The sequence below is a fragment of the Kitasatospora sp. MAA4 genome (assembly GCF_029893355.1).
In the GTDB taxonomy this organism is placed as follows: Bacteria; Actinomycetota; Actinomycetes; order Streptomycetales; family Streptomycetaceae; genus Kitasatospora.
The window spans coordinates 352,724-369,136 of the sequence record NZ_JARZAI010000001.1; the positions used below are offsets into that span (position 1 = coordinate 352,724).

Annotated in this window: 7 protein-coding genes; 4 read left to right on the forward strand and 3 right to left on the reverse strand. The window is 67.1% G+C overall.

Going from position 1 to position 16,413, the window contains the following annotated elements; all coding sequences use genetic code 11:
* The first annotated feature begins 7 nt into the window (after positions 1-7).
* Positions 8-724 (forward strand): hypothetical protein, encoded by a 717-nt coding sequence (locus P3T37_RS01610; protein WP_280721534.1) that lies wholly within the window; start codon positions 8-10, stop codon positions 722-724.
* Positions 725-812: 88 nt separating this feature from the next.
* On the opposite strand, the gene P3T37_RS01615 is transcribed toward P3T37_RS01610, so the two are convergent.
* The gene (locus P3T37_RS01615; protein WP_280721535.1) at positions 813-1,490 is read right to left on the reverse strand and encodes a hypothetical protein; all 678 of its coding nucleotides are present in this window, start codon (positions 1,488-1,490) and stop codon (positions 813-815) included.
* 519 nt (positions 1,491-2,009) lie between these two features.
* Here P3T37_RS01615 and mobF point away from each other — a divergent pair.
* A complete protein-coding gene (gene mobF / locus P3T37_RS01620; RefSeq protein WP_280721536.1) occupies positions 2,010-7,016 on the forward strand; it encodes a MobF family relaxase in 5,007 nt (1,668 codons plus the stop codon).
* Positions 7,017-7,123: 107 nt separating this feature from the next.
* On the opposite strand, the gene P3T37_RS01625 is transcribed toward mobF, so the two are convergent.
* Complete coding sequence (locus tag P3T37_RS01625) at positions 7,124-7,882, reverse strand: hypothetical protein (protein ID WP_280721537.1); 759 nt, start codon at positions 7,880-7,882, stop codon at positions 7,124-7,126.
* 353 nt (positions 7,883-8,235) lie between these two features.
* On the opposite strand from P3T37_RS01625, the gene P3T37_RS01630 reads away from it, so the two are divergent.
* Together P3T37_RS01630 and P3T37_RS01635 are read left to right on the forward strand one after the other, a co-directional pair.
* Entirely contained in the window at positions 8,236-8,631 is a 396-nt protein-coding gene (locus P3T37_RS01630) for a CU044_2847 family protein (protein WP_280721538.1), read from the forward strand.
* A 22-nt stretch (positions 8,632-8,653) separates the two neighbouring features.
* Positions 8,654-13,417: a serine protease gene (locus tag P3T37_RS01635; protein WP_280721539.1), complete on the forward strand. Its 4,764-nt coding sequence runs from the start codon at positions 8,654-8,656 to the stop codon at positions 13,415-13,417.
* A 221-nt stretch (positions 13,418-13,638) separates the two neighbouring features.
* Here P3T37_RS01635 and P3T37_RS01640 read toward each other — a convergent pair whose 3' ends face one another.
* Positions 13,639-16,413 carry an RNaseH domain-containing protein gene (locus P3T37_RS01640; RefSeq protein ID WP_280721540.1) on the reverse strand — a complete coding sequence of 925 codons (2,775 nt, stop codon included), beginning with the start codon at positions 16,411-16,413 and terminating at the stop codon, positions 13,639-13,641.

Consider the following 16,413-nt stretch of genomic DNA (forward strand, 5'->3'; position numbering starts at 1 on the left):
GCCCGGATTGAACCTCGCCATCGCCCACACCGACCCCGCCGCCCTCATCGCCCGCTGCGAGACCACCGGGGTCCGCATCGCTGCCGGTGAGCCGGAGTACGAGTCAGGGGCCGTCCTTCCGGCCGGCCCCTGGCAACCGCTGACGGCCGACCTGGCCGCACGGCTCAAGCCCAGCGCCCAGACCGACGACGACACGCTGGTCGAGCTGGTCAAGCTCCCCGACGGCCCGGTGCCCGCGAGCCTGGCGGCGCTGGCCGACCCGCTCGGAGATCCAGACGCCGTTCACCTCGGCCAAGCCGCCAGCCCTGCCAAGGCCCTGACCACCACTCCCAACTACCAGGACGGCCGACGCATCGGACTGCACGTCGACAACTGGGACCGCCTGGACTACGAGTCCAAGCACACCGGCCGACGGCGCCTGTGCTTCAACCTCGGCCCCGGAACCCGCTACCTCCTGCTCGCCGACCTCGACATCCGCACCATCTGCCGCACCCTCTACTCCGACCCCGCCGGCCGCTACCCGCACACCGACGACCTGCGGGCCTACGTCGCCGGTCGACAGCCGCTGCGGGTCTTCCGCATCCGCCTGGCGCCGGGAGAGGGTTACATCGCGCCAACCGAACTGCTGCCCCACGACGGCTCGACGGAGGACCAACCCGAGCCGTCCATGGCAGCGTTCTGGCTCGGCCATTGGCCGCGCGGCAGCCTCACCGCTCTGGTCTGACCTCTGGTGAACGGAACCGGGTAAGCCTGGGGCATGCCCTTCCTGTTCGGCGTGCCGGCGTGCCCTGTGCCGCTGCCTAGGTTGGCCGCTATGCGGCGTAGGTGACTCCGTCGAACGTGAATGCCCCACTGCGCGAGATCGGTACGGCGATGGGCTCGGCGACGCCGGTCGTGGAGTCGACCACTCCGAAGCCCATCGCCGGGCGGAACGAAGCTGTCGACGTTGCAGTGCGGCGAAGCGTTCCGATCTCGAAGCCCCAGAGCGTGTCGGCCGTCGGGTCGCCGGCCGGGATCTCTCCGATCAGTGCGAGGCCGCTGGTTCCGCTGCAGATGATGGAGTGTCCGAACCCGCGCGCGAGCAGGATGGCGAGTGCGCCCGGATAGCGACTGGGGCCAGGGCCGGTCGCGGTGAGGCTCAGCCAGCCCGGTGCGACCGGTTGGATTCCGGCGACGACGGCAAGGCCCAGGTCGGAGATGACTGCGGGCCAGCATGGACAGGGGCCGGCTAGGTGGCAGTCCCCGCTTGCTCCAGCCCCGGCCTGGATGACGACGTCTCCCGAGTAGACGGCGCGCAGCTCGGCAAGGGCACGCGTAGTGCACTCGGAGCCCTTATGAGTCGAACCGGGCTGACTGGCGCTCATGACAACCACTCGGTCCGGCTGCCAGTCACGAACGAACCGGATCAGGTTCACCACGGCGCGCGGATGGCAGCTGGGTGTCAGCAGGTCTGCGACGACGACCACCCGCTCGCCGACGGTCGGCGGCACGTAGCCAGGGCGCGAGCGGAGCAGTTGCGCGAGTGGCGCGTCGGCGTGAGCAGTACGAGGTTCACGGGTCATCACAGGGGGCGGCATCCCAGGGAGTCGATGGGGATCGGTTCCGTTGCTCCGCAGCAGCCGGGAGCAACTTTGATCAGAAGAGCGAGCGGCCCTTTCTGGCCGTGACTCTAGCTACAAAAGCCCAGCTCGGAAACCCCTTGTCTTCACGACTGAGAGTCCCTGAGAAGCAACGATAAATATCGAGACATGAATGACAGGAAAACCGTCCATTCGTCGCCGCGAGTCCATCGACTCTGCAGGTCAGATGTGACGAGTCGAGGCTGCTCGGCATCACCATCCGCTCCGCTCGAAGATATCCAGACACCTCTTGCAGATATTCTGAGCATGGTCCGCTGCGCGGGGCTAAAGTACTCGCATGACATTTGATGAGGCAGGTGAATCGGCGGCTCGAATAGCTGTCGCACCTACCCTCATCAAGGTTCGGAAAAGCTGGGGGTGGTCGCGTTGATGACCATCCACAAGCTCACCTCCGGCACCGGCTACACCTACCTGACGCGCCAGGTCGCGGGCGGCGACGTACAGCGTCAGCGGGGACAGTCGGCAGCCGAGTACTACACCCAGAAGGGCAACCCCCCGGGCGTCTGGCTCGGGCAAGGTGCGCCCCTGCTCGGACTCGACGGCACCACCGTGACCGAGGAGCAGATGAAGCTGCTGTACGGCCTGGGACAGCACCCCGAGGCCGAGCGGATCATCGCCGAGCACCTGGCCGCCAACGTGCGTGCCGACATGAACGACAAGCAGCTCAAGGCCACCCGCGCCGCCGCGATCAAGGCTGCGACCCTCGGCCGCGCCTTCCCCGAGTACAAGGCACTCGACCCCTTCGCCGAGCGCGTCGAGAAGCGCCTGGCCGTCATCGAGAAGCAGGCCCAGCGCGAGCCCACCCGGGCCGAGATCAAGAAGATCCAACGCGAGGAGTCCACCCGGCAGCGGGCCGCGGTCGCGGGCTTCGACGCCGTCTTCGCCCCGGTGAAGTCCGCCGCCGTGCTCTGGGCGCTGGACGAGCGCGAGGAAGTCCGCGCCGCCGTGCGCGAGGCTCACGAGGCCGCCCGCGATGCCGCGTTCGCGATGCTCGAAGAGCACGCCGCGTTCACCCGCACCGGCAGCACCGGACAGGCCCAGATCGAGACCAAGGGCCTGATCGCAGTTGCCTTCGACCACTTTGACTCCCGGGCCGGCGACCCCAACCTCCACACCCACGTCGCCATCTCCAACAAGATCCAGGGCACCGACGGGAAGTGGCGCTCGCTGGACGCCCGCGCCCTCTACTCCATGACGGTGGCAGCCTCCGAGTTCTACAACTCCCGCTTCGAGACCGAGCTGTCCGCGCGCTTGGGCGTCACCTTCGAGGCCCGCGAGGACGCCAGCACCAAGCGCCAGCCAGTGCGCGAGATCGTCGGCATCCCCATCGAGGCGATCACCCACTTCAGCGCACGCCGGACCGAGATCGAAGCCCGCTACGAGCAGCTGCTGCGCGAGTACCGCCGCGACCACGGGCACGACCCCTCCCGAGGAATGACCCACCAGCTCGCCCGCCAGGCCAACCTCGATACCCGCGAGGGTAAGAAGGCCGCCCGCTCCCTTCAGGAGATGCGCGCCGACTGGACCCAGACCGTCACCGCCGCCCACGGCGAGGACGTCATCGACCGCGTCATGGCGGCCGTCCCCGCAGGCGGAAGCGCCCCTGCCACCGCCGAGAACGACGAGCAGAAGCCGGTCGAGATCCCGACCCTGGCTGCTGCCGTGATCACCGCCGTTTCGGAGGAGCGGGCGGTGTGGACGGTGTGGAACCTGCGCGCCCACGCCGAGCGCCTGGCCCGATCCGAGCACCCCACCACGAGCGCCGAAGAGCACAGCGCCTTGGTCGAGGCGATTGTCAGCGAAGCCGCCTCCCCGGTCCACAGCATCCGCGTTGACGCCCCTGCGCTGCTGAGCGAGCCCGAGGAGCTGCTGCGCTCCAACGGTGACTCGGTGTTCGTCCAGCACGCCTCCGCCCGGTACACCAGCCGGGACATCATCGACGCCGAACGCCGGCTCGTCACCGCAGCCACCACCCCCACCACCAGCGGCCTGAACGCCGCGTTCGTCGGTGCCGCGATCGACGGTTTCGAGGCCCGCAACCGCGCCCTGGACGAGGGGCAGCGGGCCCTGGTCACCGCGTTCGCGATCGACAACCGGATGCTCGCCGTCGGCCTCGGCCCGGCCGGCTCCGGCAAGACCACCGCGATGCAGGCGTACGTCCACGTCGCCGCCCAGGCCGGACAGCGCGTCGTCCCGCTCGCCACCTCCGCCGCAGCCGCCGCCGTCCTCGCCAACGACCTCAAGCAGCCCGCCGAGAACCTCCACAAGTTCCTCTGGGAGTACATGGGTGGCAAGTACGCCGGACAGCTCCAAACCGGCCAGAACGTCCCCAAGAGCCGGGCCAGCTTCGCCCTGAACCCCGGCGACGTCGTCCTGGTGGACGAGGCCGGCATGGCGGGCACCTTCAACCTGGACAACCTCACCCGGATCGCCGCCCAGCGCGGCGCCACCGTGCGCCTGCTCGGCGACTACCGCCAGCTCGCCTCCGTCGAATCCGGCGGCGCACTGCGCCTGATCGCCGCCGAAGCCGGCGCCGTCGAACTCACCCAGCTCCACCGGTTCAGCAACAAGGCCGAGGCCGACGCCACCCTCAAGATCCGCGTCGGCGACAACGCCGGACTCGACTTCTACCTCGCCAACAACCGGGTCGTCGGCGGCTCCCGCACCGCCATGATTGAGGCAGCCTACGAGGGCTGGAAGGCCGACATGCTCGCCGGCCGCACCACGCTGATCAGCGCCGCCTCCGGAGCCGACGGCACCGCCCTGTCGGCACGCGCCCGCGACGAGCGCGTGGCCGCCCGACAGGTCGAGGCCGACGGCGTCCTGCTGCGCGACGGCAACCGCGCCGGCAAGGGCGACTGGATCGTCACCCGCGAGAACAACCGCAAGCTCACCACCGCCCGTGCCCGCGACTTCGTCAAGAACGGCGACGCCTGGCAGATCCTCAAGCGCCACCAGGACGGCTCCCTCAAGGTGCGTCACATGGGTCACCGCGGACGCCTCACCCTGCCCGCCGAGTACGTCGCCACCCACGTCCAACTGCTCTACGCCTCCACCGTCATGCGCTCCCAGGGCAGCACCGTGGACACCGCCCACCCGCTGGTCACCGAGGACATGACCCGCGAGGACCTGTACGTCCAGCTCACCCGCGCCCGCCACAAGACCACCATCTACACCGCCACCCACGACCTGCTGCCGTTCGACAACGACGACCAGCTCGACCAGACCAAGCACGACCCCGACACCTTCGCCGCCCGCGAGGTACTGGAGCGCGTGCTGGGCCGCGAGGGCGCCCAGCTCTCCGCCACCGACACCATCCGCAACGCCCAGGAGGAAGCCGTCTCCCTGGCCACCCTGGCACCCCGCCACCAGCACGCCACCGAGACCCTGACCACCCCCTACTACCAGCAGCTCGTCCACCGACTCCTCGGCCCCGCCCTCGCCGAGCAGATCACCACCGACGAAGCCTTCACCGCCGTCGCCCGCGCCCTGCGCAACGCCGAAGCCGACGGCTGGCAGCCCGAGCGCCTGATCGCCGCCGCCACCTGGCGCGGCGACCTGGCCACCGCCGACTCCCCGGCCCAGGCCCTCGCCTGGCGCCTGAACACCATCACCGACGACCGCCCCGCCCCCGCCCACCTCAACGCCCCCACCACCGCCGACACCACCCGCTACGCCGCCCTGGTCGCGCAGCTCACCAACCTGCCCGCCCACCGATTCGACCCCGAGAGCGCGACCGCCCAACCCGCCGCCCTGCACGTGGCACCCGCCGCCGCCCAGGCCCCCGACGCGCACCCGCACGTCGCCGCCGACACGCTCAATCGCTACGCCGGCTCCGCCGCCACCGTGCTCAGCACCACCACCGACAAGGTCACCGCCCACCCGCAGTGGCCCCACCTCGCCGGAGCCCTGGCCGCCGCCGAACGCACCGGCCGCGACACCACCGCCCTGCTCACCACCGCCGCCACCCAGGCCACCAACGCCAGCGACCCGGTCACCGCCCTGACCCGCGCCGCCCGCACCACCCTGGCCACCGACGGCACCCCCGAGAACCACCAGAACACCCCCGCAGCCCTGCGCCACCAGGCCCTGGCCACCGACGTCCTCGGCGACGAGCACGCCACCCGCGCCCGCAACGAAAGCACCTGGCCCGCCCTCACCGCCGCCCTGCGCCGCGCCGAGACCGCCGGCCACGAACCCGCCGCCCTGCTGCGCCAGGTGGCCGAGAGCCGCCCGCTCACCAGCGCCGACAGCCTCAGCCAAGTCCTCGCCTGGCGCATCGGCCGCCACCTCGCCAACGACGCTCCGGCGGCCACAGCCCAGCAGAGCAACCGCGCCGAGACGGAGCTGTGGCGCACCCTCGCCTGGACTCTCAAGACCATCGAGAACACCGGCACCACTGCGGAGACCGCCCTCTCTGAGGTGACCGGCCGCACCGCGCTGCCCGAACTGCTCCAGCACGCCCAGCAGCAGGCGCTCGCCCACACCCGCGCCGGCTCCGGCAGGGCCGACCTCCCGGCCTGGATCAGCGCCGTGCCGCGTTCCACCGCGGCCAACCCGGTCCACCACGAGTACCTCACCGACAGCGCCGCGCTGATCGCCAACCGCTTCACGGTGCTCGCCGAACGCGCGGTGGAGAACCGCCCGGAGTGGAGCCAGACCCTCGGCGAAGCCCCGCAGGACCCCACCCAGCGCGCCCAGTGGCAGCACCAGCTCGCCGTGGTCGCCGCCTACCGCGACCAGTACAAGGTCACCGACGACAGCGCCGCCCAGCCCGCCGGCCCCTACATCGAGGAAGGCCGCACCGGTCACGGCGCTTACTGGCAGGCCACCGCAGCCGCCGTCACCGCCCGGCGCATCGCCACCGCGCCAGCCGCCCCGGCGACCACCGCGGACTCCGACCAGCAGGCCCGCCGCCAGCTCGCCGCCGATGTCTACCGAGCCCTGCCCGAGGCCGACCAAGCCGAGATCCTGCGCACCGTCGCCACCCGGACCGGTGCGTCCTGGCTCTCCGGTCGGCCGAGCCTGGACGACGCCGCGCTGGCCCAGCAGCACGTCGCCGAACACGTCAGCACGGTGCTCGCCGAGCGCCGCCAGCTCACCACCGAAGCGGTCCAGCCCGAACAGCCGCACACGGAGGAGCGCCGCCAGCCGACCCTCGCCGAACGCCGCCGAGCCGGCCGCCAGGCCGAACGCCAGGCCCACCGCGACCAGCTCCAGCAGCGCGGCGGACAGCCCACCCGCACCGCGCGGCCTGTGCCGAACCGCAGGGTCGAGCCCGGCGACCAGCGCCAGGTCCAAGCTCCGGCCCAGCGCCCGGCCGAGCAGCGGCAACCGGTTCAGCCGCGCCCGCACCAGACCCAGCAAGACCAATAGGGCCAGCGCCTGCGCTGAACGGCAGCCGCCATTCCCGGATGTTGGTGGCCGGAGCGGGAGGACGCACGCTGATCCGCCAAGGCGTCCGCTCCGGAGAAACCCGCCGACTACCGGCTGCCGACCTTGGGCCGTACGGTGCCATGGCACCGTACGGGCCCTGTCTGCTGACTCCAGACGTGTTCTCCGGACCTGAGGAGCGTCCAGCCCTTCGTGCGGTGCGGCATCAGCTCGCCGACTCCGAGCTGTCCGAGCAGGTGGGCCGCGAACCTGGCCTTCTCCAGAGCCTGCTGCCTGTCGCGGTCGGCCGTGCTCTTGTAGCCCTCGGCCTTGGCTCCCGCTTCGACGGTCTCCAGACGTTTGCGTTCCACTTGTTGTCGGGAGCGGGCGGCGGCCTCGATCTCCTCCTCGCTCGCGTCTGGCCTCCCGATACGTTCGAGAGTCCGGGCCATCTTTCGCTGGTACTCGATCGTGTTGCGGGCGGCCAAGCTTTCGAAGTGGCTCTTGGCGTTCAACAGGTCTGCGACAGGCGACGGGCATAGGAAAACGGTCAGCCGCCCGTAAGCGTCGAAGGCACAGTGGTTGTAGTCGGCGGCCTGGGCGATCTGCGCACCGAAGTCCCGGTAGCCCGAGATGCTCTCGGGGAGCTTGAACTCCACTCCGAGAACTGGGTCCAGGTCGAACCAGCCGGCCGGGTCGCGAGGCCGGACAACAGCGTCCAGGCGCACGGCCTTGCCGCTCGGGTAGCCGCCGGGCACTTCGCGCTGGATGTGAAAGTGGGGTTCGAGCACAGCAAGGACGTTGTCGGCCAGCTCGCGTTCGTTGGCGTACAAGCCGGGTGCATGCGGTACCAGGTCCCCGTAGTACATGCAGCCAAGGGTGCTACTGGCCTCCGACAACCGGGAGGGCTATGGGGAGCCCGGCCACTGCATCCGACCAACCGCCAAGGACACCGGTGCTGACTGCTCTGCCGTCCTGCAGCAGGGAGTTCGGTTGGTCCCACGAGGACTGGGGCCCAACTGCGGCACTGTCAAGACTATCCACGGGTGACCACAGAGACAGGTGGCACCCGACGTGACACCTAACCGTGCGTGGGATCTTCGTTGTGCCCCAGGAGACCCCACCATGCCCGGTAGTGTGGCCACCGCAGTACGACGGCAACTTCGGCGGATGTGCCGGGGCTGCAGGTCAACGATCGCTTGGGGGGCGTATGCAGGACTTGGTGGAGTTCACTTTCGTTGACGGAACGGCCGTACTCGTTGAAGTTGCACCGGTTGTTCAGGCGATTGGTGCTGCTGAGGCTCACCAGCAGTTGCCGGGGGACTCGTCGGTCGGTCCTGTGGGGGTGACGGGACGGGTGGTCCAACAGGCTGGTCAGACTTTGCGTGAGGCATTCGCGCCAGTTGTCCCAGTGCTGAGCAGCCTTCATGATCAGGTGCGCCGCATGCCCCAAGCTCCCGACGAGGTATCGGTGGAGTTCGGTGTGAAGCTCACGGCGGGCCTGAAGCTGGCGGTAGTGAGCGGCGGCGAGGCGAGCTTCACGATCTCGGCGAAGTGGAGTCTTGCTTCCGGGGATTCCGCACAGCTGCCTGAGGTTTCGACCGTAACGACGAGCTGAACCTGCGGGCAGGTGGGAAACGGTGCCGCAGGCTGATGAAGGGTTGTGGGCCGCGTTCGTCACCCTCCTGGCCGAGGACGGGCGGGTCGTTGGCGGCGGAGTTCTGACCCATATCGCGGATGACACGATCGCGGTGCTGACCTGTGCCCACGTGGTCAACTTGGCCTTGCCTGGCCGCGATGTCTTCGAGCAGTCCCACCCGGGGGAAGCGACTGTCAGGCTGGCGTTCCCCGCAGCGCCTGGGACGCAATCCAGCGCGACCGTCGAGCACTGGTGGCCGGCGCGCTCGCTGACCGACGTCAACTTCGCACCGGTGCGAGGCAAGGACCGACGGTGGTCGGGTGACCTTGCGGTGCTCAAGATCGCTGGTCCACTCCTGTCCGAGTTGCGCCCGGTTCCACTTGTTGCACCGACTCTGACTCAGCGGGCGTGGACGTGGTTCGGTAGCGGCGAGCCGAGCACCGTCGTACGGCTGCAGGTCAATGGCATCGCTGACGAGTGGGTTGTTCTGGAGACCCCTCCGACCGGCCACGCAGTGCAGGGGGGATACAGCGGAAGCCCTCTCTGGGACCGTGATCGCTCTGCGGTCGTGGGACTGATGGTGAGTGCTCACGATCCGATGCCCGTAGCCCAGACACGCACTGACACCCCTGTACGACAGTGTTACGCGATTCGTGGCGACGAGATCATCCGGCGGGTACTCGATAACGGCGACGATCGTTGGGCACGGCTCGACCCCCAGGTGCAAACATTGTTGACCGCCCAAGCCCAAGCCGCCCGCGCGTTCCCGTACCGGGCCATTGGCGTTCACCGCGATGACCTGACGCTGGTCTACATCCGGCAACAACTCTCCGACGACAGCGCGGACGGTCCGGCAGCGGCCCGACAGAAGGTCGACATCAAGTCACTTCCGTCACCCCCCGACAACGGGCACCGGTCCCCACGCACCGTCGAGGAATCACTGGCCTACCACCGTCACCTGATGGTGCTAGGCGCCGCGGGCACCGGAAAGTCCACACTCACACTGCAACTGTCCACCCAGCTGGTCGCTGTACCCAAAACTGGGGAGAGTGATGGGCGGCCGCTGATCCCGGTTCGTGTCCTCGCAAGGGACCTAGCCTCCCGTAGCCGCGTTGATCTCCTGGAGGCGATTGCGGACGCCGCAGCCGAATCGGTGGCAGTACAAGTGCGGGCTGGCCTCAGCCCCGACCTGTTTTCCCGTTCCGCATCTGGCCTGCGCTGGCTGGTCATTGTGGATGGCCTCGACGAGGTGGAGGACACCGCGGCGCGAGCCGACCTGTCTGCTCGACTGCGCCGATTCATGAGTACTGCTTCCGACCATCGGCTGCTGATTACGAGCCGATCCCTCCCCGAGCGCGAGGCCGAGAGCTGGGGAACTGTCAATAGTCTGGCTCGGTACGAGATCGAGCCCTTCCAGCGCGACCAACGGAAGGACTTCGCCGAGAAGTGGTTCGCTGGACAATCGGAGCTGACTCAGCGTTTCTTGAAGGAGGTGGCGTCGGGTCACCTGGAGGACGTGGTCTCTGTGCCGCTGCTCGCCACGGTGGCTGCCATCGTGTTCGAGAGCCAGCCGGAGCGTCCCCTTCCGCAGAGCCGGTTCGCCCTCTACGAGCAGTTCCTGGGGTACCTGTATGACTCCAGAGCCGCGCAACTGGTCGTTGACCTGCGCAAACGCCTTAGCGGCTGGCCAGGCGCCGACCATATAGTGCAACACCTCGTCGATCAGCGTGCCTCCTTGCTTGAACATCTAGCTTCTGCGGCACTCCGCGGCGAGCCACTGCTCCCAACCGCACTGCAATGGCTCCGCAGCTCCGGGGGTGAGCCGCACCCGCAGCCCCCCGATTGGATGGCACTGGTGGCGTCAGTGCTGACCTCGACCGGGTTGCTGGTGCACGACGGTGCAACGTTGAGGTTCATCCACCACAGCTTTGCCGAGCACCTCGCGGCCTCCGCTGAGGCCCACCTACTGCCCGCCCGATTCGACCCGGCCGATCCAGTGTGGTGGAGCGTGCTCTGGGGTGCTTTGGCCGGCGGTCGTGAACGCACCACCTTGTTGCACCGTGCACTCCGTGGGCAGGCTACCGAGCTCCTTGACTGGCTCCTGGCCGGGAATGACCGAGCACGCGAACTAGCTGCCGCCATGATCTTCGAAGGCGTGCCAAGCCTGCCACAGCAGCGAGAAGTGCTTGCCGAAACAGTGGACTACTGGCTTTGGCGCACGATTACGGATGCTGGATATATGAGCCAGGCCGTACGGGTGATTAATGGCGTGCAGATCGCTCCAGGTGAAGTGGTAGATATTCTCCGGACGGTTGTGGAAGATTATTCCTTCCCGGCTCCGGTCCGCGACTCCTGCTCGCGTGCACTCTTGCGCACCGGCGGAGAGAATGTTCTATTTGGGATGCATGGTCTTGCGCAGATCGTCGATAGCCGAGAAGTGACCCGCGCGCTGAGATTGCGTGCAGCGGAATCTCTCGTGGACCTCGGAGGGCTGGCGCATTCAATTATTCGGCCTTGCTTGGCCAATCTGATGGCAGACCTCCGAGGCGTATCGACCGGCTATAGCGAGGCGGTCCAGGATCTGATGCAGGAGATCGAGGAGGCAACGCAAGAAGGACAGGAATTAGATGTTCCAGACTTGTTGCGGCCAACGGTGACTAAGGGATCTAACAGGGCCGCCCGCTCCGGTGTCTGGAAGTCGATCTATTACTGGCGGGCGAGGGAGAATCCAGATTGGTCTGCCTCGGTGGGATTTTCCGGGGAACCTGCAGCTTATGTCGGCGTCAAAGATGAAGTGCTGGCGGATGAGGCCAGAATGGGTCTTGAGGATGGCACTCGCCATGGTCACAAAGACGGCATTCCAGAAGACCTGATAAGCGGATTCGGCCTATCCTGCGGCGATTTGCTGAACCCGCCGGCGATCGCCCGCGTCGTCCTTGAGACTCTTGTCGAGATCTCCAGGGCTGCTGCCAGGGAATCTCTGGATGCCCACTGGAAGAGCGTCGAAGGACTGTTCTGTGATGGCGATGTTGGCGAACTCGATAATTCTTTCAAGGAGTCGGCGGGCGCGAGACACCGGTTGGACGTATTTCTATATGATCCACTTTGGGGGAGTGCGGCCAAATGGCTTATTTCGAGAGCGGATTTGCATACTGAAGAGACAATCAACGACGCGATGCAACTGGTTGAGGGTGCTAATCGGCTGTCCCCGGTCCAGCGAGATGCCCTAGCAGCGTTCCTGGTCTACGGGCCCCCGCAGTCTGTGGCGGCGGCCGTGCAGGTATTTAGCGATTCCATCGTCGCCGAGCCGACCCGCCAGCTGCGCCTGGAACTATTCGGGGATGCTTGCGTCGTCATTCGAGAAGGTGTAGCCGGAGACGCGTTGGTGCCGGCGGCCTCCTTGGTCAGTCATTTTCTTGCGGCGCCGATGATCGACTCGGAACTCATGCAGATGTACTTGCGGGTTGCCAAGGTAATTGGCAGCGAAGTCATGGCGGAGCAACTAGTTCTAAACGATTCGCGTGGCCCTGAATTCTTCGTTGCCGTACTCCGGGAGCTCGATCCAAGCCTTTCTGGGAAAGCGGCGAAGTATCTCGCGGATCAGATCGAGGCCGGCTTTCCGTTCGGGGTGGGAGCATGGTGCAGGGCGGTCAGATCACTAGGGAGCTGGAGCGAGGAATCGCGCCAAGCATCCGTCAGGCTACTCGGCAAGGCTGCGATAGAAGTTGAACTTCCAGATGCCTTCGGCATCTTCGAGACGCTCGTTGTTCTTGACGAGCGCTCTCAGGCAGGTCGCCATCTAGCAGACGTGGCTCAAGATATTTCAGCAGACCAGCGGGACCGGCGGCGAGCAGTGCGCATGCTTCTGGACATTCGCGTCGGCCACACAGATGTGGCTTTCTCTGCCTTGGTGGGCATGATTGAGCATGCTTCTCCGGCGGAGCGGATTGAACTGGCAACTGACCTGGCAAGAGTCAATCAGGTTGGACATGAAGCTGCTTACACAGCAATCTTCGACGAACTTGAGCGGTCTCCTCTCGAAGTCGGTGACCCGGCATATGTACTAGCCGCAGCAGCGGACCTCGGGCCGACAGCGCGGAGCCGGCTTGCCCGAGATATCAGACGGCTTCGGACGCATTGGTCGATTCCACATAAGGCTCAGCTCCGCGCCCTGGAGAAGCTTGCCTTGCTGGGGCCGGACCTTCACCGCGCAGCGCAGGGCGCTTTGGAGCACATGGCTCTTTCGTTGGACGGGATTGAACGCGTTTCTTCGGCTGCTCGTATCCATGCCTTGGGTTGGATCAGTCCTCCCAAATCATCGCGTCTGCTGACGCGGATTGCCAAGTCTGAAGAACGTATCGAGGTGCGTGCGTTTGCCGCACGCAAGTTGGTCACCCACGGCGCAGCTCAACGTCGCCTGGGAGTCGATTTCCTATATGAAATTGCCATCTCGCAGTCGGCGCATCCCCTGCTGGTGCTACAAGCCTGTCGAGAAATAGCCGAAGCAGGCGAGGAAGTAATGGCCCGAGAGCCCCTGCGTGCGCTGGTCGCGAATGCAGGTGTTATGCCAGCCCACCGGCATGAGGCTGCACTCCTGCTCATGATGATCGATCTTGCTTGCGGCCCAGTAACCGCGTCGGCTCTGGCTTTTCTGACGGCTGACGCAAGTGTTGACCCGCATATCCGCAGTTGGGCCGAGTATGCGATGTCATTCATTGGCACGGGGATTCGGCCCATTGCGGATGGGGGAGGCGCGCAGTTTTGATCGCCTCAAACTGGGATGCTAGGCGCCCGGCCAGTGGGCCGGGCCAAGGTCGCTCTTGTCCCAGGAAGTCCTGAGTAGACCCGCCAGAGCGGGCCAGATGGCAAGTTCCGGCAGAGTAACGTACGGGCTGCCAAGGCGGCGCGATCCCTGGCGTCCTCGTTCATTCATCATCTGCTTGGCCTCATGCCCATCGGACTTGACGGGCACAAAAGCTGAAGAGGTCAGTCGATGTACTCCTCCAGCAGCTTGGCGTGGTGCTGGAGCCAGGGCAATGCAGTGGGGGTGTCTGTGTGGAGATGGCACCGGCGGAGGTGGTTGACGTATGCGGCGAGGTCAGCCGGGTTATCGTCTGCCTGGTGAAAAGAGATGTGAATCTCCAGAGCATGGGGATTTGCCCCGTGCCGGGAAAGGTAGTTTAGGCCGTCGTACTTGGATGCAGTTTTGGCGAGCCGGTTGGTATCAGGGCGAGGGTTGATGGCGAGGTACGTGTGGTCATTCCACGGGACGACGCCGGAATACCGGCCCCACTCCTCGTAGGGCAGTGCGTCGTCGGCGTCCGACACTAGAGGTGCGATGTCGTCGGGGTCGGCCGGCGATGGTGTTGGCTTGGGTGTCTCGTCGTGCTGTTCAGCGGTGGGAAGGTTCACGCCGAAGGCGAGGGGGATTTCGTCGGGTGCCTCGTTGATGCGAACGATACGCAGGCCGGGCAGGTCGGCGGGAGTACGGGCGGGGCCGGGCAGGACGCCTGTGCAGTCTTGGCCGGGCAGTCGCAGCTGGTTGGGGCTGATATGGGGGTTCTGTAGCCAGGGCCAGAGGTCGGTTCGCCGGAGCGATTGGGCGCGGGCGAGGAAGAGTCGTGGGGTGTGGGAGTCGGTGGCCAGGGCCTGTGTGATGAAGTCGACCAGTTGCTGGCGCTCGCGCCAGGGGAGCCGGCCGCGGCCGTTGACCAGGGCGCGAGGAAGGTCCTGGATGTCGATGGGGGCTTCGCGGGGGTGCTTGGGCGTGGGAATGAGCTGGCCGGTGGTGGTGCCGTCGGTGTGGCTGCGCAGGATGTAGGGGACGACGCCGTTCCTGGCCTTGGCGATGTGGACGGTGACGATTTCGAACGGGCCGTCCAGGCCACGGGGACGGGACAGACGCGGTAGGTGTCCGATGGAGCGGAGGATGTCGCGCACGGCGGACGCCGCGCGGTGGACGTCGTCGTTGCGAATGGTGCTGCCCGGGAACGGCTGTGCGGCGCTGTTCTTGGCTTGGGGGTTGGCGGTGCGGGTGATTGGGTGCAGGCACTGCACGTGCCGGCCGAGCGCGGGCAGGGTCTGCTTGAGGAGCGGTTTGGGGTCGTCCTGGTAGGCGAGCGCGAAGGCTACCGGCTTGTCGATCTCCACCAGGCATCCGACCAGTTGACCGGTGTCCGGGAAGGCGCGTCCGAGTTCGTCGATACGGGTGCGGCGCTGTTCGGCGCGGTGGGCGCGGCGGCCTTCGGTGGTTGCGTCCTTGTCCGGCTTGGGCAGGCCGGAGGTGACGGTGTCGGGGTTGATCAGCTGGATGGACAGCGTGGTGGAGCCGTCGTAGTGGTGGAGCGCGGCCTGTTCGGGGTCCTGGGCCCGGTGCCGGTAGCCGAGCAGGCCGGTCAGGGCGAGATGAATGGCCTGGTAGGTGTCGGGATGGCTGTGCCACAGTTCCAGGATGTGGTGGGCGTTGTCGCGGGCGGGCTCGACGCGCGGGGGGCGGCGTTGGGGTGCCTTGGCGCGGGGTTCCACGGGGGTGAAGTGGAAGGCGGACAGGGGCGCCTTGAGGTGCTCGAACAGCTGCAGGTGGTCGATGGGCTGAAGGCCGGTCTCAGCGGGGTGGCCGTGGGTGGGGGTTTTGGGTGAAAGGGGTTCGTCGTCGGTGGGTGCGAAGTAGGTGTAGCCGGTGGAGTGCAGCAACAGGGCTGCGGGGTCGCCGCGTCGGGGCTCGGGCCGGTGCAGGCCCGCTGCTGAGCGCGGATCGGTGCGGACCTGTTCGGGGTCGGGGTAGTGCTGGCTGCTGGGGAGGGAGGGCAGGATGCGGGCGATACTCGGCAGGGAGCGCCAGCGCATGTCGAGCTTCTTGCCGGTGACGGTGACCGGCACCTTCAGCAGCATCGGCCTCTCCACGGAGCGCAGAGCGCCGCTGGGCAGGTACATCAGGACGGTGGCCTGGGCCGGCTTGCCTCCGCGGCGGGGGATGTAGGCGGGTTGGGTGCCACCGAAGCGGGCGATGTGCGGAGTGGCACGCAGGAGCAGCTGACCGTCGTGCGGCATGGAGATGATGCGCAGACAGGTGCGGTGGGTCCACAGGCCGTGGGCGCCGTCGTCGTCGGTGAGTTCCTGAGGGGGCCAGGTGTACAGGCTGCGCGCACCCCGGTCTTCCATCGGTCCGAGCACGAGATGTCCGTTGTGTGGCTGGCCTGGCATGGCGAGCTTGTTGTCGACCCAGGAGGCGGTGATGTAGCTGGCAAGGAGGTCGAAGGCTGGGGGGTGGGGGGCCGCAGTGCCGTTGGGCATCTGGCCGGTGCCCAGGAGGTTGACCTCCTTGTTGGTCCACTGCAGAGGCATGGCCGACTTGATGATGGTCGGCCAATCGACGTCCTCCTGATGGGGGGCGACGTGAGCGACAGCCCAGGCTTCGATGGCCAGTTGCAGAGGCAGCTCGTCTTTGGGCTGTTGCAGTGCGTACAGCCAAGGTCCGCCTTCGTCCAGGCGGCCGGCGACGGCCACGACGGCAGGTTCGACCTGCTGGACCAACTCCCGCAGTGCGTAGGTGGGCAGGTAGGGAGAATCGGAGTCTGGATTGTTGGCCCACGCCCGTAGCAGGCGCTCCAGCAGTGCGGGAGGAAAGGGAGCGATGTGCATGCTGGCCTTCAACTCCGCGTCAGGCCGGGCGGTGAAGGTGGGGATGAGGATGTGGGCGTAGCTTGGCGGGGCCTTGCGCTTGGAGTCGGCCGTCGGGTCGGTGGTGTCGGTCGCGGTCAT

Coding starts and splice junctions, on each gene's coding strand:
- mobF (WP_280721536.1), top strand. CDS start 2,010: ATGACCATCCACAAGCTCACCTCCGGCACCGGCTACACCTACCTGACG.
- P3T37_RS01625 (WP_280721537.1), bottom strand. CDS start 7,882: ATGTACTACGGGGACCTGGTACCGCATGCACCCGGCTTGTACGCCAAC.
- P3T37_RS01640 (WP_280721540.1), bottom strand. CDS start 16,413: ATGACCGCGACCGACACCACCGACCCGACGGCCGACTCCAAGCGCAAG.